At 35.3% G+C, this 24,697-nt stretch carries 22 protein-coding genes and 1 pseudogene; 11 read left to right on the top strand and 12 right to left on the bottom strand.

Annotated features, from left to right (window positions below; translation table 11 throughout):
• The first annotated feature begins 13 nt into the window (after positions 1-13).
• The 4 genes from ACPWTF_RS02240 to ACPWTF_RS02225 all read left to right on the top strand — a co-directional run bounded on the left by ACPWTF_RS02240 (position 14) and on the right by ACPWTF_RS02225 (position 2,211).
• Positions 14-331, top strand: a complete 318-nt coding sequence (locus tag ACPWTF_RS02240; RefSeq protein WP_427874219.1) for a hypothetical protein — start codon at positions 14-16, stop codon at positions 329-331.
• 2 nt (positions 332-333) lie between these two features.
• On the top strand, positions 334-984 hold the full coding sequence (locus ACPWTF_RS02235; protein WP_427874218.1) for an Imm19 family immunity protein: 651 nt from the start codon (positions 334-336) through the stop codon (positions 982-984).
• Positions 985-1,110: 126 nt separating this feature from the next.
• Positions 1,111-1,590: a TlpA disulfide reductase family protein gene (locus ACPWTF_RS02230; RefSeq protein ID WP_111289665.1), complete on the top strand. Its 480-nt coding sequence runs from the start codon at positions 1,111-1,113 to the stop codon at positions 1,588-1,590.
• Positions 1,591-1,596: 6 nt separating this feature from the next.
• Positions 1,597-2,211, top strand: coding sequence for a thioredoxin family protein (locus ACPWTF_RS02225; protein WP_427874217.1), 615 nt, complete (start codon positions 1,597-1,599; stop codon positions 2,209-2,211).
• A 125-nt stretch (positions 2,212-2,336) separates the two neighbouring features.
• Here ACPWTF_RS02225 and ACPWTF_RS02220 read toward each other — a convergent pair whose 3' ends face one another.
• The 4 genes from ACPWTF_RS02220 to ACPWTF_RS02205 form a co-directional block, all read right to left on the bottom strand.
• A complete protein-coding gene (locus ACPWTF_RS02220) occupies positions 2,337-3,566 on the bottom strand; it encodes a PQQ-dependent sugar dehydrogenase (protein ID WP_427874216.1) in 1,230 nt (409 codons plus the stop codon).
• Positions 3,567-3,916: 350 nt separating this feature from the next.
• Positions 3,917-4,210, bottom strand: a complete 294-nt coding sequence (locus tag ACPWTF_RS02215) for a DUF3861 domain-containing protein (protein ID WP_095930719.1) — start codon at positions 4,208-4,210, stop codon at positions 3,917-3,919.
• Between the two features lie 19 nt (positions 4,211-4,229).
• Positions 4,230-4,961, bottom strand: coding sequence for a LytR/AlgR family response regulator transcription factor (locus ACPWTF_RS02210; protein WP_095930718.1), 732 nt, complete (start codon positions 4,959-4,961; stop codon positions 4,230-4,232).
• Positions 4,958-6,007, bottom strand: coding sequence for a sensor histidine kinase (locus tag ACPWTF_RS02205; RefSeq protein ID WP_427874215.1), 1,050 nt, complete (start codon positions 6,005-6,007; stop codon positions 4,958-4,960). Before ACPWTF_RS02205 ends, ACPWTF_RS02210 begins: the two co-directional genes overlap by 4 nt.
• Positions 6,008-6,272: 265 nt before the next feature.
• Here ACPWTF_RS02205 and ACPWTF_RS02200 point away from each other — a divergent pair, with 265 nt between their 5' ends.
• From ACPWTF_RS02200 to ACPWTF_RS02185, 4 genes are all read left to right on the top strand, one after another.
• Positions 6,273-7,427 (top strand): efflux RND transporter periplasmic adaptor subunit, encoded by a 1,155-nt coding sequence (locus ACPWTF_RS02200; RefSeq protein WP_427874214.1) that lies wholly within the window; start codon positions 6,273-6,275, stop codon positions 7,425-7,427.
• Positions 7,428-7,432: 5 nt separating this feature from the next.
• Positions 7,433-10,603, top strand: coding sequence for an efflux RND transporter permease subunit (locus ACPWTF_RS02195; RefSeq protein ID WP_427874213.1), 3,171 nt, complete (start codon positions 7,433-7,435; stop codon positions 10,601-10,603).
• An 18-nt stretch (positions 10,604-10,621) separates the two neighbouring features.
• A complete protein-coding gene (locus ACPWTF_RS02190; protein ID WP_427874212.1) occupies positions 10,622-12,025 on the top strand; it encodes an efflux transporter outer membrane subunit in 1,404 nt (467 codons plus the stop codon).
• A 184-nt stretch (positions 12,026-12,209) separates the two neighbouring features.
• Entirely contained in the window at positions 12,210-12,695 is a 486-nt protein-coding gene (locus tag ACPWTF_RS02185) for a hypothetical protein (protein WP_427874211.1), read from the top strand.
• A gap of 162 nt (positions 12,696-12,857) precedes the next feature.
• Here the strand turns inward: ACPWTF_RS02185 and ACPWTF_RS02180 are convergent, their stop codons facing one another.
• From ACPWTF_RS02180 to ACPWTF_RS02145, 8 genes are all read right to left on the bottom strand, one after another.
• Positions 12,858-13,109 carry a hypothetical protein gene (locus ACPWTF_RS02180; RefSeq protein WP_427874210.1) on the bottom strand — a complete coding sequence of 84 codons (252 nt, stop codon included), beginning with the start codon at positions 13,107-13,109 and terminating at the stop codon, positions 12,858-12,860.
• A gap of 97 nt (positions 13,110-13,206) precedes the next feature.
• Positions 13,207-14,511, bottom strand: coding sequence for an L-fucose:H+ symporter permease (fucP, locus tag ACPWTF_RS02175; RefSeq protein ID WP_427874209.1), 1,305 nt, complete (start codon positions 14,509-14,511; stop codon positions 13,207-13,209).
• Between the two features lie 127 nt (positions 14,512-14,638).
• Positions 14,639-15,082 (bottom strand): MaoC/PaaZ C-terminal domain-containing protein, encoded by a 444-nt coding sequence (locus ACPWTF_RS02170; RefSeq protein ID WP_427874208.1) that lies wholly within the window; start codon positions 15,080-15,082, stop codon positions 14,639-14,641.
• A gap of 96 nt (positions 15,083-15,178) precedes the next feature.
• Positions 15,179-16,252 (bottom strand): Gfo/Idh/MocA family protein, encoded by a 1,074-nt coding sequence (locus ACPWTF_RS02165; RefSeq protein ID WP_202004808.1) that lies wholly within the window; start codon positions 16,250-16,252, stop codon positions 15,179-15,181.
• Between the two features lie 33 nt (positions 16,253-16,285).
• Entirely contained in the window at positions 16,286-17,542 is a 1,257-nt protein-coding gene (locus ACPWTF_RS02160) for an extracellular solute-binding protein (RefSeq protein ID WP_427874207.1), read from the bottom strand.
• Positions 17,542-18,681, bottom strand: a complete 1,140-nt coding sequence (locus ACPWTF_RS02155; RefSeq protein ID WP_427874206.1) for a CaiB/BaiF CoA transferase family protein — start codon at positions 18,679-18,681, stop codon at positions 17,542-17,544. Before ACPWTF_RS02155 ends, ACPWTF_RS02160 begins: the two co-directional genes overlap by 1 nt.
• A 187-nt stretch (positions 18,682-18,868) precedes the next feature.
• On the bottom strand, positions 18,869-19,936 hold the full coding sequence (locus ACPWTF_RS02150) for a CaiB/BaiF CoA transferase family protein (protein WP_427874205.1): 1,068 nt from the start codon (positions 19,934-19,936) through the stop codon (positions 18,869-18,871).
• Between the two features lie 78 nt (positions 19,937-20,014).
• A complete protein-coding gene (locus tag ACPWTF_RS02145) occupies positions 20,015-21,163 on the bottom strand; it encodes an ABC transporter substrate-binding protein (RefSeq protein WP_427874204.1) in 1,149 nt (382 codons plus the stop codon).
• 366 nt (positions 21,164-21,529) lie between these two features.
• On the opposite strand from ACPWTF_RS02145, the gene ACPWTF_RS02140 reads away from it, so the two are divergent.
• The 3 genes and pseudogenes from ACPWTF_RS02140 to ACPWTF_RS02130 all read left to right on the top strand — a co-directional run bounded on the left by ACPWTF_RS02140 (position 21,530) and on the right by ACPWTF_RS02130 (position 24,691).
• The gene (locus tag ACPWTF_RS02140; protein WP_427874203.1) at positions 21,530-22,384 is read left to right on the top strand and encodes a fumarylacetoacetate hydrolase family protein; all 855 of its coding nucleotides are present in this window, start codon (positions 21,530-21,532) and stop codon (positions 22,382-22,384) included.
• Between the two features lie 183 nt (positions 22,385-22,567).
• Positions 22,568-23,582, top strand: a pseudogene (locus tag ACPWTF_RS02135) (zinc-binding alcohol dehydrogenase family protein).
• 311 nt (positions 23,583-23,893) lie between these two features.
• Complete coding sequence (locus tag ACPWTF_RS02130) at positions 23,894-24,691, top strand: SDR family oxidoreductase (protein WP_427874202.1); 798 nt, start codon at positions 23,894-23,896, stop codon at positions 24,689-24,691.
• The last annotated feature ends 6 nt before the right edge of the window (positions 24,692-24,697 follow it).

The raw sequence follows: 24,697 nt of genomic DNA, 5'->3' as shown, positions 1-24,697 counted from the left end.
AATAAGATTTAATATGAAAATGTACATTTTAGTAAAACAGGGCGTTCCAGACAAATTGGTTCCGGTAATAACTGCCCACGCATCTTTGGCCTGTTTTAGAAAATTTGAGCAAAACGAAAATATGCAGAAATGGGTAAACGGAATATTTAAAAAAGTGGTCTGCGTGGTTTCTGAAGCAGAATTTATAAATGCAGGAAAAGAACCGAACCATATTATTTTAACCGAGTCAGCACTAGATAACCGAGAAGTTTGTATGGCATTTGTACCCCGGGAAGAATACTCTAAAATGTTTAAATTTTTTAGAATGTGGACACCTCAAGATAATTTGTAATTATGAATGCAATAATACAAATTGAAGAACTCAGCCATAATACCTTTTTCTGGAAATATTATTTCTGCTGGTCAAGAGGTTTTGATGAGAGAGAAGAAATAAATATTGATGAAGCTCTAGAAGTTGTAGAAATTAATGAAACAGAAGCTTATGAATGGGAAAGGATATTTTTTAATTATGATGATATAGAAGAAAATCCAAGATATGTTGCAGGCAGAATAAATGATAATTTAAATTTTGCAGTTGAGTTTACCGAATATGAAATCAATTTTTTTCTGAATGATATTTACATAGGAAATTTAGGAGGACATTTTGAAGCTTGGTTTTTTACTTTGGATGAATTATTGTCTTTTGAAAAATATCCTAATATGTTTCTTCTTTTTCTACCCATGACTGGAATTTCTGAAGATCAAAAAGCAATTTTAAAACCCATTATTGTAAAGCATTTGAACACAATTCCGAAGTTTGAGGCACATTCCAATTATATTGCAGATTGCCTCTTAAACGGATTAATTATGCAATCTTCATTTGGAAAAATAAAAGGAATTGGTTTGGCAAATAATGAAAATCATAGCGTGAGGAATTTGACAACATACCCGCGTTATCAGGAAGATGTAATAGAACTGAACAAAATTCTAAAACAATACCTTTAAACTTAGCGCCTTAGTATCTCAGCATCTTAGTGTCTTAAAAAGTACATTAAATTTTCATTAACAAAATCTAATTAAGCATTAGTTTATATTTGTAAGAAACAAATTAACTTTAAGATCAAAAGGTCTATGAAAAATAAACTTTTAAAAATTTCTTTTCTTCTGTTTCTACTTTTTTCCATAAAAGGATACAATCAGAACGTAAAGCTTTTAAATATAAATCAGCTCAACGAAAGAATTAAAAACGGAAAAGACAGCACTTATGTAGTCAATTTTTGGGCAACTTGGTGCGCGCCATGTATAAAAGAATTGCCACATTTTGAGAAATTGGGAGCAGAGCATAAATCAGAGAAAGTAGCTGTTTTATTAGTAAGTTTAGATTTTAAATCCAAATTGCAATCGAATGTAATTCCGTTTGTGAAAAGGAAAAATTTAAAGAATGAAGTCTTTCTTTTAAACGAAAGTAATCCACAAGAATTTATTGATCGAATTGACCCAAGCTGGTCAGGAAGTATTCCGGCAACGCTTTTTATTAAAAATGATAAACGAAAATTTGTTGAAAGCGAATTTACCTACGAACAATTATTAACTGAATATAAAAAACTGTAAACCATTATGAAGAAAATAATCTTATTACTAGCATTAGCATTTTCTGCTTTTCTATCTCACGCACAAAATGCTGTAACACTTAAAGCGGGCGATGCAGCTCCAGATTTCAAACTAAAAAATGTTGATAACAAAGACGTTTCTTTTGGAACTTTTAAAGATGCAAAAGGATATATTGTTGTTTTTACCTGTAACACTTGTCCCTATGCAATTGGATACGAGCAGAGAATTATCGATTTGGATAAAAAATTCAAATCTCAAGGATATCCTGTAATTGCAATCAATCCAAATGATCCTGAGGCTTCTAATGCAGATACTTTTGCAAAAATGCAGGATTTGGCAAAAGAGAAAAAATACTCGTTCCCATATTTATTTGATCCAGGACAAAAAATCACGGATGAATATGGTGCAAAACGCACGCCTCACATCTTTATCGTTTCTAAAACTTCAAAAGGTAATGTAGTAGAATATGTGGGAGCAATCGACAATGATCCAGAAGGCAATAATCCGCAGAAAATAAAATATGCAGAAGATGTAATTGCATCACTTAAAAGCGGTCAAAAACCAGCAATTACACAAACTAAAGAAATTGGATGTACAGTAAAAAGAAAAGCGAAAGATTAATTTTTGTTTCAAGTTTTATTCCGTTGCGTTTAACCTGAAACTTGAAACCTGAAACAAAAAAAACATAAATAAAAACGCCCCATATTTGGGGCGTTTTTGGCATGTATGGTGAACAAGTTTACTTTCTATTTTTTATCAATTTTGTAAAGTCTTCCTTGATCGGTAACGGCGTATAATGCTTCATCTTTTCCTTGCGTAATATCTCTAAATCTTTGACCTTGTCCTGCTAATATTCTTTCTTCACCGGCTACTTTATTGTCTTTAAAAGCTAAACGTATAATGTGCATGCCGCTCAATGAGCCAATAAAAAGGTTATTTTGCCATTCTGGAATACGGTTTCCAGCGTAGAAAGTCATACCACTTGGTGACACTACAGGATCCCAATAATAGACTGGTTGCTCCATTCCAGTTTGCTGTGTAATACCTTCTCCAATTTTCGTACCACTATATTCGATTCCATAAGTAATTGTTGGCCAGCCGTAATTTGCTCCAGCTGTAATTCGGTTGATTTCATCACCACCTCTTGGGCCGTGCTCACTTTGCCATAAGTCACCCGTTGTTGGATGAACAGCCAAGCCTTGCGGATTTCGATGTCCAATAGTATAAAGTTCTGGCAAAGCCCCTGTTTGTGTAAAAGAGGGATTTCCTGGTGCTGCTTGACCGCTTGTTGTAATGCGTACAATTTTACCCAAACTGCTCGTTACAGCTTGCGCCAACGGACGAGTTTGTAAAACAGATCTTTCTCCAATACTTACAAATAAATTTCCAGTTTTGTCAAATACAATGCGGCTTCCGTAATGTAGCGTGCTTGCGTTTGGCGTATTCGAACGATAAATAACTGTTACGTTTTCAATTGAAGTTTCATTATCAGATATTCTTCCTTTCGCGACAGCGGTAATATTTCCCCCAGCAACAACTTCAGAAAAAGCCCAATAAATCATTCGGTTAGTGGCATATGCTGGATCTAGGCAAATACCTAATAATCCGCCTTGATCTGCAGGATTTACAGCAGGAACACCTGTTAATGCCTCACCAATAACTCCTGCTTGGGTTACAATTTTAATTTTTCCTGCTTTTTCAGTTATTAAAAGACGTCCGTCAGGAAGATACGCAACTCCCCAAGGAGCGCTTAAACCGCTGGTGATTATTTTAGTTTCATATTCTGTGGTAGTTTGAATACTTCCTGCTCGTGTTTGTCCAGAAAATGCGGGCTGATAAGTGGTGTTGGCTGTACCAGTTTCTACTGGTGGGCCAGTTGATCCTGGATTGCTGCCTGGATCAGTATTGTCATTATTCGAACAGCTGCCCAAAACAAGAATGGTGGCAAGAAGAAAAATACTTTTATGAATGATCATAATGCTTTCATTTTAATGGTTAAAAAATAATTTTTGCATTATCGAACATTTCGAAAGTGAAGATTATAAGTAGAGATTCAATAAAGTTGAAATGGTTAGTTTCAAATGAATGCTCTGTTTTTTCAATTAAGAATGCCTAAATGCTTATGCCATTTTGTATGAAGCAGAAGAATTTCAAAACAGAAATTAAACTTCTTTTGGAAAAAGCATTTAGTGGGACATGCCTAATTGGAACGGAAAATTGTGACAAAATATTGCCAGTAAGAATTGTATTGTTTTTTTCTTAGCAGAAATTTAACATTCAAAAATTTAGTAAAAACAGGGCTGAAGTCTTATTTTTAAAGAGAATTTTAAAGACTTTTTAATTTTTTCATGAAGACCGGAAAAACTTCATTTAATTCTTCAAAAAGAGGATTTTTGCGGTTTTTTAATTTGATTTCGCTAAATAATTTTAACCCTAAAGCAAATTGAACTGCTTCAGATTCGTTTGCGAAAATGTTCTTAGATTTTATTCTTTCAATAATTCCGAAGATTTCATCGTGATTATCAAATTCGATTCCCAGTTCTTTTGCTGGTTCGGTTTCACCATTTGAATATTCCTTAAGACTTAAAGTAAGATAATATTTGTTTGATCTTTTTTCCATGATTTTTGTAATTCTAATTTTATTTCAGCCATTTTTCGACCAATGTTTTAAAAGCTTCTTTATATTGTTCGCCGACTGTGATTTCTATTTTATCTATAAAAATGGAGTTTTTGCTAATAGCACTTATTTTATCAAGTGAAACAATAAACGAACGATGAACGCGCATAAATTTTGACGAAGGCAGTTTTTCTTCTAATGCTTTAAGCGAAATAAGAGACATTAACGCTTTTTGAGAATCTTCAAGATGTACTTTTACATAATCTTTTAAACTTTCGATATAAGTGATGTCTTTTAGAGAAATTCTAACCCATTGGTATTCTACTTTCAGAAAGATAAATTCGTCATCTGCAGCAATTGTGGTAAAGGTATTATTGGCTTCTTCGGTTAATTGCAAAACTTTGCTTGAAGCACGCAGAAATTCTTCGTAACTGAAAGGTTTTAAAAGGTAATCGACAGCGTTTACACGATAACCTTCAATTGCATAATGATTGTAAGCTGTTGTAAAAACGATTTTAGGCAGTGGTCCAGCTTGATCTTGAAGAAGTCTTGCCAATTCCATTCCAGTTAAATTAGGCATATTAATGTCTAAGAAAACCAAATCGGGCTTTGTTTCTCTAATGATGCCCATTGCGTCTACAGCATTATCGCAAGTTGTTATTAATTCTAAAAAAGGAGTCTGCTGTATAAACGTTTCTACCAGTTTTAAAGCCAATGGTTCATCATCTACTGCTATACATTTTAATACGGTCATTGCTCTAAAGTTATTTTGAGTTTAATGTTATATGTTCCATGATCGGTAACTCCAAAAGATATGTAATGCTGATTTGGATAAATCAATTGCAATCTGCGTTTGGTGTTGGTTAAACCAATTCCGCCTTCATCTGAAACCGATGTTTTTTCGAAAAAAGTATTTTCTACTTCAAATTCTAGATGTGTATTGTTTTGCGAAAGTTTAATGTGTATTTCACTTTTATCGGTCGCATGAACACCGTGTTTAAACGCATTTTCTACTAAAGGTAGTAATAACATCGGAACAATTGGATAATCGTGCAGTTTTTCGGGGATTTCTGTGATAATAGTCAATTTACTATTGGCACGAAGTTTCATCAATGCGATAAAATCTTTTAAGAATTCTACCTCTTTAAGTAATGTCGTTCGTTCGCCTTCTGTGCTGTAAAGCAAGTAACGCATCATTCGGCTTAAAGTGTGCAACGCATTTCTAGAATCTTCAATATCTGTATAAGTCAAAGAATAAATGCTATTCAAAGAATTAAAGAAAAAATGCGGATTAATTTGCGCTTTCAGCATGGCCAATTCTGCCATTGTTTTGTCTTGTTCCAGTTTCTGTTTATGTTGCGCCGCTTTTTGCCAATGCGTTAACATTGCCCAACTGGTGCTTATTCCTAAAACCAATAATGTCAAAGTAAATACGTAATTATCAAAATACGGATTTTTATATTTTTTAAAGCCAATAGCCTTGCTGATTTGAGTATGAAGATCGGTTTGTGAGGTATAAAAATAAGCGATTAATTGCATGGCAATAATTGCTGCAAATGCCCAAATTAAAAATGCCGAAGTATTGTCTTTAATGATGGTTTTTGGAACTATTTTTTTTGCCGTAGAATAAAAAAGAATCATTAATAAAAACAATATAATACTCTGCCAAAGCCAGAATGCTTGCGGAAGCACAACATTCCAAGTCAGCGGAATATAAAACAGGATAAGATACCCTAATAGCGACCAACCAAGAATGTGTAGTCCAGTAAATAAATAAGGTCTAAAAAAGTTCGGTGCCATTATAATTTGTGATTTTAAGGCAATATTACATTTTATTTGAATATGAAAATTAGGCAATCGCTAAACCTCGATTTAGAGTCTCTAAAAAGCATTTTAGAGCCGACGGGATAAAAATTAAACACTTGTTTAATTTTAAAAAAAAATCCATCGGTTGTCATCTTACCTTTATCGATTATATCGGGCTCTTCGTCTATTTGAAAATTTTTGCATGTTATATTTTAGTTCTTTTGTTGTCATATAATAGATAAATTACACATTTTTCAAGATGAATAAGCAATCATTTTTAAGCATTCTTGCAGCATCCCTTATTATCGCTTCTTGCGGTAAAAATGATAAATCGGCACAGGCCGGAGGAGCTCCGCAGATTAAAGAATATAAGACTGTTACATTACAGCCAGAATCAGCTACGTTAAACAGTGATTTTCCGGCTAGTATTCAAGGACAGCAAAATATAGAAATCCGCCCAAGAGTTGAAGGATATATCGATAAGATTTATGTTGATGAAGGAGCAGTGGTAAAAGCTGGCCAGCCATTGTTTAAAATCAGCGCTCCAGAATATGAGCAGCAAGTTCGTACTGCAACGGCAAGTATTAAAAGTGCTCAAGCAGAGGTAAGTTCAGCAAAATTGGCTGTGAATAAAGTAAAACCATTGGTTGAAAAAGGAATTATCAGCAAATACGATTTAGAATCGGCTCAATATACTTACGAGTCTGCTATGGCATCTTTAGCACAGGCAAATGCGGCTTTAGTAAATGCTAAAGTTAACCTAGGATATACTACAGTTACAAGTCCAGTAAATGGAGTAGTAGGTTCAATTCCTTTCCGTTTAGGAAGTTTGGTTAGTTCTAATACTACAGAACCTTTAACGACAGTTTCAAGTATTGGTAACGTGTACGCTTATTTTGCAATGAATGAAAAAGCACTGCTAAATTTTACTAAAGATGGAGGAGGTTCATTAAATCAAAAAATCAAAAGTATGCCAGCAGTTTCTTTATTGCTTTCGGATGGTTCGTTATACGATCAAAAAGGAAATATCGAAACGGTAAACGGATTAATCAATACCGAAACTGGTACGGTAAACGTTAGAGCACGTTTCGCAAATCCAAAAGGAATTATTAGAAGCGGAAGCAGTACAACAGTTCGTATTCCGACGGATGTAAAAGAAGCTTTGATTATTCCTCAAAGTGCCACTTTTGAACTACAAGATAAAATGTTTGCAGTAGTTGTAGGTAAAGACAAGAAAACAAGAAATGCAAATATCACAGTATTGGACAATTCAGCAGGTAATTATTATGTAGTTTCAAGCGGATTAAATCCTGGAGATGAAATTGTATTAGAAGGAGTAGCTTCATTGAAAGAAGGAACTGAAATTAAACCTAATAATCAAAGCCAAGAAGCAGTTTACGCCGATTTAAAATAAAAAAAATGTTTAAAAAATTTATACAAAGACCCGTACTCTCGACGGTAATATCTGTTATTATCGTCATCTTAGGTGTTTTAGGCCTAATTGAGTTACCGATATCGCAATATCCAGATATTGCGCCTCCAACCGTAAACGTTGCAGCTAGCTATACAGGAGCCAATGCAGATGTGGTACTGAAAAGTATCGTTATTCCGTTGGAAGAACAAATTAATGGTGTAGAAAACATGACTTACATGACTTCTACAGCAACCAATGATGGTAATGCTTCTATCAAAGTTTTCTTTAAAGTAGGTACCAATCCAGACTTAGCAGCGGTAAACGTTCAGAACAGGGTTTCTAGAGCAACAAGTTTGTTGCCAGTAGAGGTAACTCAGGCTGGGGTTACAGTAACCAAAAGTCAGAGTAGTAACTTGTTGATTTTCTCTTTATACAGTGATGATAAAGCTTACGATCAGACGTTTCTTCAAAACTATGCAAAGATTAACCTTGTACCGCAAATTCAGCGTGTTGTTGGGGTAGGAGATGTAACCGTTTTTGGTGCAAAAGATTACTCGATGAGAATCTGGCTGAAACCAGATGTAATGCAACAATATAAACTGATTCCAAGTGATATTTCGGCAGCTTTAGCCGAGCAAAATATCGAAGCGGCACCAGGTAAATTTGGTGAAAACGGAAATCAGGCATTTCAATATGTAATTAAATATAAAGGACGTCTAACAAGTGCTGAGGAATTTGGAGACATTGTTATAAAATCTGTTGGAAATGGACAGATGCTAAGACTTAAAGATGTGGCTAAAGTAGAATTAGGATCTTTAAGTTATTCGTCAACCATTAAAACAAACGGTGTAGAATCGGCTGCGATGGCAATTAGCCAGACGCCTGGATCTAATGCTCGTGATGTAATTATCAATTCTAAAAAATTGATTGAAGAAGCGGCAAAAAGTTTTCCAAAAGGAATGAAGTACACTATTATGGTGGACGTTAACGAAAACTTAGATGCTTCTATCGAAAAAGTAATTCATACTTTGGTGGAAGCCTTTATATTGGTTTTCATCGTGGTGTTTATTTTCCTTCAAGATTTTAGATCTACATTAATTCCAGCAATTGCAGTTCCGGTTGCGATTGTAGGAACATTTTTCTTCCTGAATTTATTCGGATTTACGATTAATTTATTGACGCTTTTTGCGATGGTTCTTGCCATTGGTATTGTGGTCGATGATGCGATTGTCGTCGTCGAGGCCGTTCACGCCAAACTCGATCACGGATATAAATCGGCTAAAAAAGCTACAATTCATGCGATGGACGAAATCTCCGGAGCAATTATTTCGATTACCTTGGTAATGGCCGCGGTATTTATTCCGGTAACTTTTATTGGAGGATCTACAGGAGTTTTCTACAAACAGTTTGGTATTACACTGGCTGTTGCGATTATTCTTTCGGCAGTAAATGCCTTGACTTTGAGTCCGGCTTTATGTGCGCTTTTATTGAAACCGCATGCTGACGATCATAAACATAAAAGCTATTTACAGCGTTTCTATACTTCATTTAACGTTGCGTTTGATAACGTTACCGCTAGATACAAACGTTCAGTAAGTTTCCTTTCTGTAAAAAAATGGATTGCATTAGCTTCAATTATAATTGCTGGTGTGGCATTAGTTTATATGATGAAAACTACGCCTTCAGCTTTCGTTCCTTCAGAGGATCAGGGAACTGTTTTTGCTAATATTAGTTTACCACCATCAGCTTCGATGGAACGTTCTGATATTATCGCAAAAAGAGTAGATAGTATTGCAAAGACAATTCCAGGCGTTAAAAATACACTTCGTATTGTGGGGCAGAACTTTACCGCTGGAGCTGGTAGTGCTTACAGTATGGTTATTGTAAAATTATATCCTTGGGATCAGCGTGATCTTAGCGTTGATGATGTAATCGGACAGCTTTTTGCTAAAACAAGCGGTATTCGTGAAGCAAGTATATTCTTTATTTCGCCTCCAACCATTCAAGGTTTTGGACAAAGTGGTGGATTCGAATTCCAATTGCAGGATAAAGGCGGACACACGACTTCTGAGTTCTATAAAGTGAATAATGAGTTCTTAGCAAAATTATCTGAGCGTCCTGAAATACAATATGCTACAACGCCATTTAACCCTGGTTTCCCTCAGTTTATGATGGATATTAATTTAGCGAAAGCGAAAGACGCAGGAGTTTCTGTAAATACGATTCTGTCAACCATGCAAGGTTATTATGGTGGATTGTACGCTTCGAATTTCAACAAATTCGGAAAACAATATCGTGTAATGGTTCAGGCAGCGCCAGAATTTAGAGCGAATACAGAAGGATTGAACAAGATATTCGTTCGTAATAGCGCAGGAAATATGGCACCAATTACCGAGTTTGTAAAAATGACGAGAGTTTTTGGACCAGAATCTATTTCGAGATTTAACTTATTTACGTCAATCTCGATTACAGGAGCGCCAAAACCAGGTTACAGTTCTGGAGATGCAATTAAAGCAATTCAGGAAGTAGCTGCAGAGAATCTTCCTGCAGGTTATGGTTATGAATTCTCAGGTTTAACGCGTGAGGAATTAGCATCAGGAAGTGAGACGATTTTCATCTTTATTTTATGTTTGGTTTTCGTTTATTTCTTGTTGAGTGCACAGTACGAAAGTTACATTCTGCCATTTGCCGTATTATTATCAATTCCGTTTGGACTGGCAGGAGCCTATTTGTTTTCGATTATTTTCAAATTGAATAGTAATATTTACCTGCAGATTTCCTTAATCATGCTTATCGGACTTCTGGCGAAAAATGGTATTTTGATTGTCGAATTTGCTTTGGACAGAAGACGTAAAGGATTGCCAGTTGTACAATCTGCAATTGAAGGAGCTGTAGCGCGTTTACGTCCAATTTTGATGACATCATTTGCCTTTATTTTAGGATTGGTTCCCTTAATGTTTGCTTCTGGAGCTGGAGCTGTTGGTAATAAATCGATTGGTACTGGAGCCGTTGGAGGTATGTTAATTGGAACTATTTTGGGAGTATTTGTTATTCCGGTTCTGTTTATCATCTTCCAAAACTTGCAAGAAAAAATAAGCGGTCCAGCTAAAGATGGTTATGATGATGAAGACGACGATGAAGACGAAATTCATTTAATAGAAGCTCACAAAGAGTAAAATTTAATTACAAGAAAAATGACGAATAGTTCAAATAAATATATTCTACTGGTAATAACAGCCGCACTGATTAGTGCGTGCTCTGTTACCAAGAAATACGAACGTCCCACTACTTTAAAAACAGATCAATTGTACCGTGATCAGTCTACAACCGATTCGACTACAATTGCAGACATGCCTTGGAATACCGTTTTTAAAGATGAAAAGTTAAACGCATTAATTCAAAAAGGTTTAGAGCAGAACCTAAATCTGAAAAATGCAATTGAGAATATTGTTCAGGCAAGAGCTTCTTTACGCCAGAGTAAATTGGCTTATTACCCATCATTGCAATTGGATGCCAATGTCACGCACAACAAGCAATCTCAGGCAGGATTAAACTTTCCAGCCGGAATCAATATTAATACCTTAACTACAACTTACAAATTAGGTGTTAGCAGTTCATGGGAAATTGATGTCTGGGGAAAATTAAGCAGTTCTAAAAGAGCCGCTTTGGCAACCTATTTAGCTTCCGATGCTGCAAAACAAGCCGTTCAAACGCAGTTGATTGCCGATATTGCCAATAATTACTTCTTGTTATTATCGTATGATGAATCGCTAAGAATTACGGAAGAAACTTTAAAAACTCGTATCGAAAACGTTGAAACGATTAAAGCTTTAAAAGAAGGAGCAATTGTTACAGGTGCAGCGGTTGTTCAGAGTGAAGCCAATCAGCACGCGGCCGAAGTTTTAATTCCAGATTTGAAACAAAGCATTCGTGAAACCGAAAACGCTTTAAATATTTTACTTGGACAAGGTGGGCAAATTGATAGAGGCGTTTTAGGAACACAGATTATTCCTGAAAAAATCGCAATCGGAATGCCTGCTCAGTTATTAAATAATCGTCCAGATGTCCGTCAAGCGGAATTTAATTTCAGAATTGCTTTTGAGTCGACTAATTTGGCTAAAACGTATTTTTATCCAAGTCTGACGCTTACAGCAAGCACAGGATTTTCAAATTTAGAATTGAATGATTTCTTCAGCCATTCTATTTTTTATTCGATTATTGGAGGATTAACACAGCCTTTATTCAATAATGGCTTAAATAAAATGAGATTGACTACGGCGCAGTCACAACAATTACAAGCATACAATAATTTCCAGCAAAGCCTTTTAGTAGCAGGTCAGGAAGTTTCAAATGCTTTGTATGCGTACCAAATGGCTGTTGAAAAAGAAGATTCTAGAGCTAAACAAATTGCAGCTTTAGAGAAAGCAGTAGACTTTACGCAAGAACTTTTAGAATACAGTTCGGCAACTAACTATACAGATGTATTAACATCACAGCAAAATCTTTTAGCAGCGCAATTAAGCGGAGTTAATGATAATCTTCAAAAATTGCAAGCTGTTATTAATTTGTACAGAGCGTTGGGTGGTGGTTGGAAATAATTGTTTATAATGATAAAAAACCGTCTCAAAATCTGAGACGGTTTTTTTTTTGAAAAGTATATCGTTTAAAAAGCACTCTTCGTCGATTAGTTTAGTAATTTTATATAATTAATGCTTAACAAGCAATTTTTTGGCATTACTTTCGATTATTATCTATTAAGATTAACATTTAAATTCTAAAGACATGAAAAAGTTAGTATTCGCCTCAATGCTTTTTATGAGTGCATTTTTTGCTCAAGCTCAGGTATCTGTAAATGTAAACATCGGAACACCGCCTAATTGGGGACCACAAGGTTATGACGATAGCAGGTATTATTACCTACCAGACATTGATGTATATTATGATGTAAATCAGAGCGTATTTATTTACGATAATGGCGGAAAATGGATGCGCGAAAAAAGACTTCCGTCAAGATATAGAAGTTATGATTTATATTCAGGCTATAAAGTAGTTTTGACCGATTATAGAGGAGATGCACCCTATTATTATCATACTAAACATATGAAAGAGTATCCAAAAGGTTACGTTGGAAAGCCTCAAAAAAACAGAGGTGAAAAACCGAAAGGCAACAACGGAAATCATTACGGAAATGATAAAGATAATAAAGGAAAAAACAAAGGAAATAAGTCAGACAAGAACCACGATCACGGTAATGGCAAAAACCATTAATAAACATGACTAAAAGAAAACGCCTCCAATTGGAGGCGTTTTTGATTTTATGTCATTGATGAAATTATATTATCCACGGAAAATATATATTGATTATATATTTCAAACATAGCCCGTGGTTTCAACCACGGGAAACGTATTGTGATGATATTATGTCGCTCCTCAGGTGCTATAAATATGTCGCTCCTCTGGAGCTTTTTTTCTTGCGCTGGGAATTTTTGCTATAAATATTTCGCTCCTCTGGAGCTTTTGTATTTTATTTGCTAATTCATGGCTAAAATGAATTGCCTCCAGCTTTAGCTGGAGGTTACTAGATTCTATATTTATTGGCTTTAGCCAAACTAAGCGCAAAAGTTTGGCTAAAGCCTTTTTATTTGCAATAAACAAAAAACCTCCAGCTAAAGCTGGAGGCAATTGACATTTAAATATTTAAAAGAATAAATTTGTGATAATTCGTCTAATTGGTGTTAAAAAAAATCCTTTTTAATCCCAATAATCTGTGGCTAAAAAACTATTCAGAAACAGCTTTTACTTTATGTCCAAAAGCTCCAAAAGAAAGAATAATCAAGAAACAAACTAACGGAATAATATATCCCGACTGAATATCATCATGATTCATATCGATTAAAGTTCCCATTCCGTACGGAATAATGGCACCTCCAACGATCGACATTACCAACCAAGAAGAACCCGTTTCTGTATTCGATTTTAAACCTTTAATTCCTAAAGAGAAAATCGTTGGAAACATAATTGACATAAAGAACCCAATTCCTCCAAGAGCGTAGATAACCACAATTCCAGAACCGTAAATAGCTACTAAACAAAGTAAAACACTCATGACGCAGTAGATTGACAATAAAACATAATCTTTTACAAAACGTAAAAAGAATGTTCCAATAAAACGTCCTGCCATAAAAAGGAAACCATAGATTCCTAAGTAATATCCAGCTGTTTTTTCGTCTAATCCAGCTCCTTGCTGTGCAATTCTGATAAAGAAACTTGTAATACAAACTTGAGCTCCAACATAGAAAAACTGAGCTACAACGCCCCAGCTTAAGTGTCTGAACTTTAAAACAGAGAAAAATCCAGGTTTTATTTCAGCCTCTGAATGAGTTGCTTTCATTGAAGGCAGTTGTACAAAGTAAAATATAATAGCAACCAAAACCAAAATGCTTCCCAAAACGATATAAGGCATTTTTACAGAAGCTGCTTCGCCTAATAAATAGGCTGCTTTTTCTGCTTCAGGCATTGCTGCCATTTGCTCTGGTGTATGATTGGTTCCCGAAAGAATGAATAAGGAACCTACAATTGGAGCAACCATTGCAGCTAATCCGTTGAAAGAAGCAGCTAAATTCAATCTTTTAGAAGAAGATTCAGCAGGCTGTAATATTGCTGCGTAAGGATTTGCGCTAGTTTCTAAAATGGTTAATCCGCATCCAATTACGAATAGAGCGAATAAAAATAATTCGTAAGTTCTGGTATTAGCGGCAGGAACAAATAAAAATGCTCCAACAGCAAAAACTAACAATCCTGTGATAATACTGTTTTTATAACCAAATCTTTTAATCAGCATTCCCGCTGGAATTGCCATAATAAAATAAGCAAAGAATACAGAAGTATCAATTAGAGTAGATTGACGATTGTTTAATTCGCACGCTTTCTTTAGGTGCGGAATCAAAACAGAATCTAAATTGTGGGCCATTCCCCAAAGAAAAAATAGGCATGTAACTAGAATAAAAGGCAAAAGATACTGATTTCCTTTTCCGCCTTCTGTCGGCACTTCGTGTTGATCGCCGGCTTGGTTTGTAATTTGCATTTAGATAGTTTTTTAGTTTATTTTTATATAGCTTCTAAGGTTCTGAGGTGCTGAGATTCTAAGTTTTTTTCTTTTGCTACAAAGACGCAAAGTCGCAAAGTTTTTAAAACCTTAGAATCTTAGCATCTTAGAGACTTTTCTTCACAAGCAATAGATGATCACATACCAAAACGACTTCACCGCGTTGATTAATGATTTTTACATGTTCGGTTACGGTTCCCATTTCTGGATTTTTGGCTTCTCCTTTTTCAGAAATAGTAATTTCAGAGTGAATAGTGTCGCCAATATGAACTGGTTTTACAAAACGCATTTTGTCGTAACCTCTAGAAAAAGCTTCTGGATTTATTTCCGAAGCGGTTAATCCAATTCCGATGGCAAACACCATGGTTCCGTGCGCAATTCTTTGTCCGAATGGCTGAGTTTTGCACCATTCTTCGTCCATGTGATGAGGGAAGAAATCTCCTGTGTGTCCGGCATGAACCACAAAATCGGTTTCTGTAATGGTTCTGCCTAAAGTTATTCGTTTATCGTCGATTTGATAATCTTCGAAAAAAGTCGATTTAAAATACATATTATAGATATTTTTTGTCGGCCTTACTTAAAAAATACGTTTGTTTTGAAGAAGGCTTAAATTTGTTTTTTTTGGTTTTGAAATATAGTGTTTTAATTACACTTCATCAAAAGAAATTCCGCCGTTTTTGTTACTTTCATAACAAGCTTCTACAACTTTCATTGTTCCTAAAACATCCTGAACGCTGGCAGATAAAACTGAGTCAGAACCCTCTTTGTAACGCATCAAATTAGACATTGCACCAATAAAAGCTTCTGGAAACCAAGAACCTTCCAGTTTCACTTCTGTCCATTCGTATTCCTTTTCATTATCTTTTTTTGGCAGAGCGTATTCAAAAACATCTGGTAAACCGTCAGGATAATTCATTAACAAGCCCATTTTTGCTTTAACAGCGCCCTTTGTTCCTTCCCATTTGATGTAGCTTTCCTCATGTTTTGGACCAAAATGATGATCGTGATTCGTATTGATGACAACATGTTTATCTTCGCCATAATCTAAAATAATAGTAGATCGGCTTGATGATAATTTTTTAAGCGGATGTTTAGCCGTTTTTGCCAATACACTTTTCGGATTTCCCAGAAAAGATCGAATACAGTCAATATAATGAACACTATGGAAAAGAATCTCCAATCTTGGATGTTCTTTTATTAAAGGGAATAATTCCCAAGGCGTATTTACGGTAACTTTAAATTCTAAATCGTATAATTCGCCGATAATTCCCTGATCGATTAAATATCTCGCTGCGCTTACAAAAGAGGCAAAACGCAATTGGAAGTTGATTGCAGCAACGAGATTCTTTCTTTCGCAAACTGCTACAATTTCGCGTGCCTGAGCCAAATCATTTCCCATCGGCTTCTGAATCAAAACCGCAGCGCCGTCTGGCAATTGTTCTAAGATTTCGATGTATTGATCTGGTAAAACGGTAATATCGTAAACAGCGTTTGATGGCGCATTTTTTACTGCATCGGCAACACTTTCAAAAACATGATCGATTTTGAATTGTTTCTGTAAATCGTACGCTTTTGAGATGGTTCTGTTGGTAATACCAAAAACTTTAAAACCAGCCATTTCGTAAGCAGGAAGATGGGCATCTTTTACAATACCGCTCGCTCCAATAATTACGATGGGCTGTTCTGTTTGGGGAAGTAAAGGTTTATAGGGAATATTCATTTGTTCTATATTTTGAAATTAAGCCTGCCAAGTTTAATTTTTGACAGAGCTGTGTAATGTTGTTCCTTGACTTAATTCTCTAATTTTTTTCTGAGTTTCTTCTAAAAGTATTGCCGATGAAATATCGGTTTCAATAGCTTTTAAAACTGTGCCATCAATCAGTTCGGCTACTTTTGGCCAGATTGGCGTTTGAGGCAATGTTAATGCATTTTCATGAAGCATTTCCAGTTTATGATAAAACGGAATTAAAGTATTGATTTCTGCGTCTTTCCAAGTCGATTTTCTGCATCCGATTCCGCCTTCTGTGGTCAATAATTTGTCACTTTCGGGTGTAGTGGCAAAACGTAAAAAATCGTAAGCCAGTTTTTTGTGTTTGCTTCCAGAACCAATGGTATACAACCAATATACATTCAAAGAAGCTGTTTTATGCCCAGGATCGGATGGAAGGGAAGTGATGTCGATTTTTCCTTTCACTTTTGATTCTTCAATTACTTCTGCCATAGAAGCAAATCCGAACCAGTTGATTGCCATTGCCGCTTGCCCTTCGGCGAAAGCCAAACCCGCTTCAACCGAACCAAATTCTCTCGAATTTGGGTGAACGGCATTTTTGTTATTGACCATTTTTCGATAAAAATCTAATGCTTTTATCGCGGCTTCGTTATGAATGTCAATCTGATTTTTTTTGTTTAATAAAGAACCGCCGCGTGTCCATAATTGCAGACAAAAGTCAAAAACCATATTATGTCCGTCTGGGTAATTGGCAAAAACAGCACCGTATAAATTTTGTTCGGGACGATTAAAAAATGTGGCAATTTCTGAAAATTCCTGCCACGTTTTAGGTGTAGCAAGTTCGTAACCAAACTGCTTTTGAAAATTCTCTTTTTCTGTTTCGTTTTCGAATAAATCTTTTCGGTAAATCAGACATTCTGGACCATCATGAAACGGAAGTCCGAAAATGCCGTTACTCAATTTTTGTAAATGCAACAGCGATTTATGCCATCCGAAAGGATAATTTTCTGGTGGATTTTCTCCAATTAATGAAAATAAATTAAGAACCGCATTTTCGTTTGCAGCATCAAAAATCCAATCGGTATTGATATGGGCAATATCCCATTTTCCTTCTTTTAAACCTTTATGTGAAATGGTGGTTTCATATAAATCATGAAGTTCCAATGCAACCATTTCAGCTTCAATTTGTATATTGTTTTGAATTGAAAATGCATCCCACAACTTTTGAAGTGTACTTTCGAACGGATTGAATTTTCGAACGGCGATTCTAATTTTTTCCATCAGCAGTCAATAAATTCTTTAATAATTTTCTCGTTGTCCTGACCTAGTTTCGGCGAACCTTTTCCTGAAGTCAGATATTCACCGTCAATTTTTATCGGACAGCGTGTTGTTTTATAATTATAGCCGTCAAGCATTTCGACTTGCTGAGTGAAATTCAAAACCTTAAATCCATCTTCAGCAAATAGCTGCTGATAGTTTAAAACTCCTGCACACCAAATGTCGGCTGGTTCTAAAATATCAAGCCAAGACTGTGTTTCCTGCGTTTGCAAATGATCGGCAAGAATATTTTTGATTTCGTCTCTAAGCGTAAATTTATTTTCAGGAAAAGCCAATAAAGCATCACATTGCAGCAAAGAAGCCAAAACAGGAATCGAACCCATTGCAAGTGCCAAATAACCGTTTTTGGTTTTGTAAATTCCGTATGGCGCGCCCAAATAAGCGTGTGCGTTATTGGTTTTGGTTCGAACTGGCAATTCTCCTCCATCATTAAAATAAGTCGTAATAGTTTCAAACTGAAAATCAAATGCCGATTCAAGCATACTGACTTGAACTTGCGCGCCAATATTATGAGTTGCTTTTCTATATAAAGCGGCCAAAATTCCTTGTGCCAAATGCGCTCCGGCAAGCATGTCAACAATTGATAATCCCATTGGAACTGGACCATCTTCCTGATTGCCGCTAAGCCAAGTTAGAGCAGTTAATGATTGTAAAAGCAGATCCTGACCTGGTAAATCTTTCAAATCTGGATGTTCTCCAAAACCCGAAATTGATCCGTAAATCACATTTGGATTAATGTTTTTTACGTCAACATAACTTAAACCAATGCGTTCCATAACTCCAGGTCTGAAATTATGCATCACAACATCAGCCTTGGCTAATAATTTTTTTAGTTTTTGAAGTTCCTCTGGCTGTTTAAAATCAATCGCAAAAGATTCTTTGTTTCTGTTGATAGTATGAAAAACAGACGATTCGCCATTCATAATCAAATCAGAAGTATATAAAGTACGGCAGATATCTCCCGTTCCCGGTTTTTCAATTTTTATCACGCGAGCACCCAAATCTGCCAGACGTAAACTCGCCGACGAACCTGAAAGAAACTGACTGAAATCTACAATTAAATAATCTTCTAATGGTTTCATTTTTTTTATGTTTAACCGTTTAATCGGTTATGTGTTTAATCGTTTTTATTCAACAATTAAAAATCTAATTTGATCTGCTAAAATCTGTGTAAATCTGCGTGAAATACTTTTAGCGCATAGATTTTTTCACGCAGATTTGTGCAGATTAAAGCAGATTTGCACAGATTTTAATTTAAGCTGTTGCGTATCATTTAACTTGAATAAACTCTTTGTGTATGCTTAAATTATCTTGTCCTACTTTTGGTGCTGCTTTTTCGCTTAACAGAATTTCTCCATCCAATTGTATTGGACTTCTGGTGGTTACCAAAGTTTCGCCGTCAGTATTTTTTACGGTTTGTTTCAGCTGTAATTCAGTTACAAAAGATTGACTATCTAATTCTTCGTAATTGAACACTTTACCGCACCAAATACCTTCTTTCTGTAAGATTTCAATCCAATAATCAGAAGTTTGAGTTTGAATTCTTTCACTCAAAATTGTTCTGATTTCGTCGCGTTTTTCAAACCAAAGATGTTTATCAGCGAAAGCGTTTAAATCTAATCCTAATGTTTTTCCAATAAAAAGTAAATCGCCCATAGCAAGAGACAAAAAGCCGTCTTGCGTTTGATAAACTCCATAAGGAGCACTCAGAAAAGCATGTGCACTTCCTTTAATATCGCCGCGTTCAGGCAATTGACCGCCATCATTTAAGAAAGAAGTAATAGCTTCAAATTGTACATCTAGTATAGATTCTAACAAACTAACTTCAACTAAAACGCCTTTTTTAGTTTTAGCTCTTTTTAAAAGCGCTGCCAAAATTCCTTGTACAAAATGATTTCCGCACATTAAATCGGCTACAGCCAAACCAAAAGGAACTGGCCCTTGACTTTTGCGTCCACTTAGCCAGCTTAAGCCAGAAAGCGATTGCAATAATAAATCTTGTCCCGGTTTTTTTGCCCACGGGCATTCATTTCCATAACCTGTAATAGTTCCGTAAATAATCTGCGGATTAATAGAAAGCGTATTTTCAAAATCTAAACCGATTTTTTCCATCACTCCAGGTCTGAAATTATGCGTCATAATATCCGCATTTTCGATTAGTTTTTTGATTAAACCTAAATCGTCAGGATTTTTTAAATCGGCTGCAAAAGATTCTTTATTTCGGTTTATGGTATGAAAAAGCAAACTGCTATCGTCTACAAATAAATCTTTGATGCTCAATTGTCTGCAAGCTTCCCCTTTTACAGGACGCTCAATTTTAATTACGCGTGCGCCCAAATCGGCCAGTTTTAAACCAGCTGAAGGTGCCTGCTAGAAACTGGCAGAATTCCAGAACAATTAATCCTTCTAGAGGTCTCATACGGTCTGGATTTTTAGAGATTCCGCGTAAAGCGAATTCATTTCTTCCAATACTTTTAATTCGTCTCCGCCATTCATCAAATAATTGCGAACGACATCTCCAGCATGATCTTGGAAATACATGTGACCATAATATCTCGGACGAAGAAAAGCGCGCTCTAAAGCAGGTAAAGTATTTTTGAAATAATCGTGTGTCACTCCATTAATTCTTTCGCTTTTCCAAGCTTGCAAATGTCCTGGCTGACCACCATTATCGGTATAAATATTCTGCTGAACCTGTGATGAACACGTAAATTCAGCGTATTTTATGGCTGTATCAATATGTTCGCTGAATGAAGAAACCGCTAATCCAGTTCCACCCAAAGAAGAAATCATCGGATTCTCATTCAGTTTTACTAAATCATAAAATTGTAAAAGGTTTTGGCAGTAGCCAATGCGAGAATAATTAGAATAACCGTAAGCAAAAGGGCAATACGCGATTTCGTCTGAATTGACCATTGCTTCGTAAACTTGAATTGGATTACGGTTAAAGTTAGCTGGATCAATCAACTGCGCCAGTTCTCTAAACATTTGAAGCGCTTTGATTCCTGTAGTTTCAGAAATCACTTTTTCTTCCGAAAGAAAAGGAGCTTCGCCTAAACTGCAGCAAAACATATAAAAACTCATTAAAACATCTACCGGAATTCCAGCAAAAGCGACTAAACCTTTTTTCGCTAAAGCCAATAAATCCTCGTAGGTTTTGGGAACTTCTAAATTATTTTTTTCTAAAATATCCAAGCGGGCAGAAGCAACCGGAGTTGCAGCATCGATAGGAAGAGCCCATAATTTGTCGTGAAAAACATAACTTCCGTACGATTTGCCAACCGTATTAATTTCTTGATCTTTAATATATTCGTTTGATAAATAATCAGATAACGGAAGAATCGCCTTGGTTTGAGCTCCAAAACCTGTCCAAGGATGATCGATTACCAATAAATCAAATCTTTTGGCTAGGTCTTCAATAGAAGCATCGGCAAATTCTTGTAAACTTCTCTTTTCCCAAGAAATTTCAACATCAGGATGTAGTTCAGTAAAACGCTGCGATGTAGCAACCATTGGAAGTAAACCTCTTGTATGATTCCAAGTTATGCCTTTTAATTTTATCATTTTTGTATAGGAATTTTTGAGTAGTGAAATCGTTTGAAATAATAAATGTAAAAAATACAATTACAAAAGTAGAAATAAGATTTAAATGAACAAGAAATCCTTTATTTATTAAAGAATCTTTTTTGCATAAAAGGATAATTAGTGATATAATTTTTACAAACCGTCTAAAAAATGTTATAAAAATTTAAAGTTTAGTCATTTTCATTAATGGAAAATAAAATATATCTCGGTTATTAATTTTTAAAAAGTATTTTTGTAATTGTATTTTTTACATTTATTAATTTTATTTTGTTCTTTTGAAGAATTTTTAATTTATAAATGAAGAATTACCATAAAATATAAACTAACAATTAAAAATATACGATTATGAAATTAATACGTTTTGGAGAAATCGGAAAAGAGAAACCTGGAGTTTTGATTGGAGAAAAGAGATATGATGTTTCTTCGATTGTAACCGATTTTAACGAAAGTTTCTTTGAAGAAAACGGATTAGAGAAATTACAAAAAGCATTAGAAAGCAATCCAACTTTACCAGAAGTAGATGCTTCAGTACGTTTGGGTTCGCCTGTTGCAAGACCTTCAAAAATTATCTGTATTGGATTGAATTATATTGATCACTGTAAAGAAACAAACGCTCCGATTCCGACAGAACCGATTATTTTTTTTAAATCAACAACTTCTTTGTGCGGTCCAGACGATGATTTGATTATTCCAAAGAATAGTGAAAAAACAGATTGGGAAGTAGAATTGGCTTTTGTCGTTGGTAAAAAAGCAAGTTATGTTGAAGAAGCAGAGGCTTTAGATTATGTTGCTGGTTATGCTTTATTAAACGATTATAGCGAAAGAGCTTTTCAGCTGGAGCGCGGCGGACAATGGGCAAAAGGAAAAGGAAGTGACACTTTTGCGCCTCTTGGACCATTTTTGGCTACAAAAGATGAGATCGCAGATGTAGACAATTTAAAGATGTGGCTAACGGTAAACGGTAAAAAATACCAAGACAGCAATACCTTAAATTTAGTTTTCAAAATTCCTTATTTGGTACATTATTTAAGTCAGTTTATGACTTTGCTTCCGGGTGATATTATCAGTACTGGAACGCCTCCAGGTGTTGGTTTAGGAATAAAACCAGATCCAATTTACATTAAAGCGGGCGATGTTGTTGAATTGGGAATTGAAGGTTTAGGAACGAGTAAACAAAAGGCTGTAGCTTATAAAAAGTAATATAACAATTTGTTATTGTACTAATGAATAGTGACACGGATAAAACGGATTTACTTCGTAAAAACGCGGATTAAACAGATTTTAAATTTAAAAAAAATTAATGAAAAACCCGTTTAATCCGCGTCTTCGCGGTAGCGAATCTGTATCATCCGCGTCTAATTACAAATTTAAACGAAACAAAAAATGAAATATATTGTTTGCGAAAAACCGCAGGAATTTCTACTAAAAGAAACCAGTATTCCAGAACCAAAAGAGGGGGAAGTTTTATTGAAAATCAAAAGAATCGGAATCTGCGGAACTGATATTCACGCTTTTGGGGGAACTCAGCCTTATTTTGAATATCCAAGAATTTTAGGTCACGAATTGGCTGCAGAATATGTAAAAGGAAATGCAGCAGGTTTTAAACCGGGAGATAAAGTGACTTTTATTCCGTATTTCAACTGCGGAAAATGTGTTGCGTGCCGAAACGGATTGACAAACTGCTGTGTAAATATCAAAGTTTTCGGGGTTCATATTGATGGCGGAATGGCTGAATATGTGTCGATTCCAGAACAATATTTATTACACGGTCAAGGTTTAGATTATGATGAATTGGCTTTGGTTGAACCATTAGCAATTGCAGCGCACGGAGTTAGAAGGGCAGCTGTAAAACCAACGGATACCGTTTTGGTAATGGGAGCAGTGACCAATTGGAATTGGTTTGATTCAGTTTGCTAAAATCGCTGGAGCCAAAGTAATTGTAATGGATATCAACGATTACAGATTAAATTTCTGTAAAACAGAACTAAATGCTGATGAAACGATTAATCCGTTGAACGATGATGTTGCTCAAAAATTAGCTGAATTAACAAATGGCGACATGGCAAACGTAGTTATTGATGCAACTGGAAATCAGAAAGTGATGAACAGCGCTTTCAATTATATTTCGCATGGCGGAAGATTTGTTTTGGTCGGACTTCAAAAAGGCGAATTAAGTTTTAGTCATCCCGATTTCCACAAAAGAGAATCAACTTTAATGAGCAGCCGAAATGCTACTATTGAAGATTTTGAATATGTAATGAAATGTTTGAAAGAAGGAAAAATCGATCCGAAGAAATATATCACGCACAGAACCAGTTTTTCTGAAATGATTACTGATTTTGGAAACCTGATTGATCCGAAGAATAATGTGATTAAGGCGTTAATTGAAATAGATTAGGAATTATAGTCAATCTTTTAACGTACAGTTTGACATCCTGACGAAGGAAGGATCTCCGCAAGAAACTCTACAAAGATTGACGATTTAGATTGTGGAGCAACTTGCGGAGATTCCTCGTTCCTCGGAATGACAAGACTGAGAGAAAAAATAAACACATAGAAACATAGATTTTTATTGTGTATAAAAGAGAATAAAAAAGAAACTAGTTTCTTAACACATAGCTATGTGTTTTAATGCAAGTGAAACACCTTTGAGCAGTTTTAAAAACTATGTTTCTATGTGTTTAAAATAAATTTTAATACCCATAAAAAATGGATTTAAACTTAAAAAATAAAATAGTTGTCGTTTCTGGTTCGGCTGGAAAAGAAGGCAGTATTGGAGAAACAATCGTAAATAGATTAGCTGATGAAGGAGCCATTCCAGTTTTAGTTGACAGAAACGCAAGAGGTTTCGAATACGTGGAAAGACTTCAAAAAAGAGGCGTTAATTCTTTATTTGTACAGACTGATGTAACTGATCCTGTTGCAATAGAAAACGCTGTAAAAGTAATTGGAGCTAAATATGGAAGGATTGATGCTATTATCAATAACGTTGGTGTTAATGACGGTGCTGGATTAGACGCTTCTTACGACGAATTTATGGATTCTTTAAAATTGAATGTGGTAAGTTATTTTCTTTTAGCTAAATATTCACTTCCATATTTAAAAGAATCTAAAGGAAATATTTTGAATATCGGTTCAAAAGTTGCCTTAACTGGACAAGGCGGAACTTCAGGTTACGCCGCTGCGAAAGGAGGAGTTTTAGGCTTAACAAGAGAATGGGCGGTAGATTTGATTCAGTACGGAATTCGTTCTAATGCGATTATTATTGCTGAAAGTTACACGCCTGCTTACGAAGATTGGATCAAAACATTGCCAGATGGCGAAACTGTTTTGAATAAAATCAATAAAAGTATTCCGTTAGAAAGTCGTATGACTAAAACAGAAGAAATTGCAGATACAGCACTTTTCGTCATTTCAGAAAAATCATCGCATACTACGGGACAATTTGTTTTTGTGGATGGAGGTTACGTACATTTAGACCGCGCTTTAATCAGCGATGTTAATTAAAAAGTT

This window comes from Flavobacterium sp. MMS24-S5 (assembly GCF_050320125.1).
GTDB lineage: Bacteria > Bacteroidota > Bacteroidia > Flavobacteriales > Flavobacteriaceae > Flavobacterium > Flavobacterium tyrosinilyticum.
This window is presented reverse-complemented; position numbering and strand designations above follow the sequence as displayed.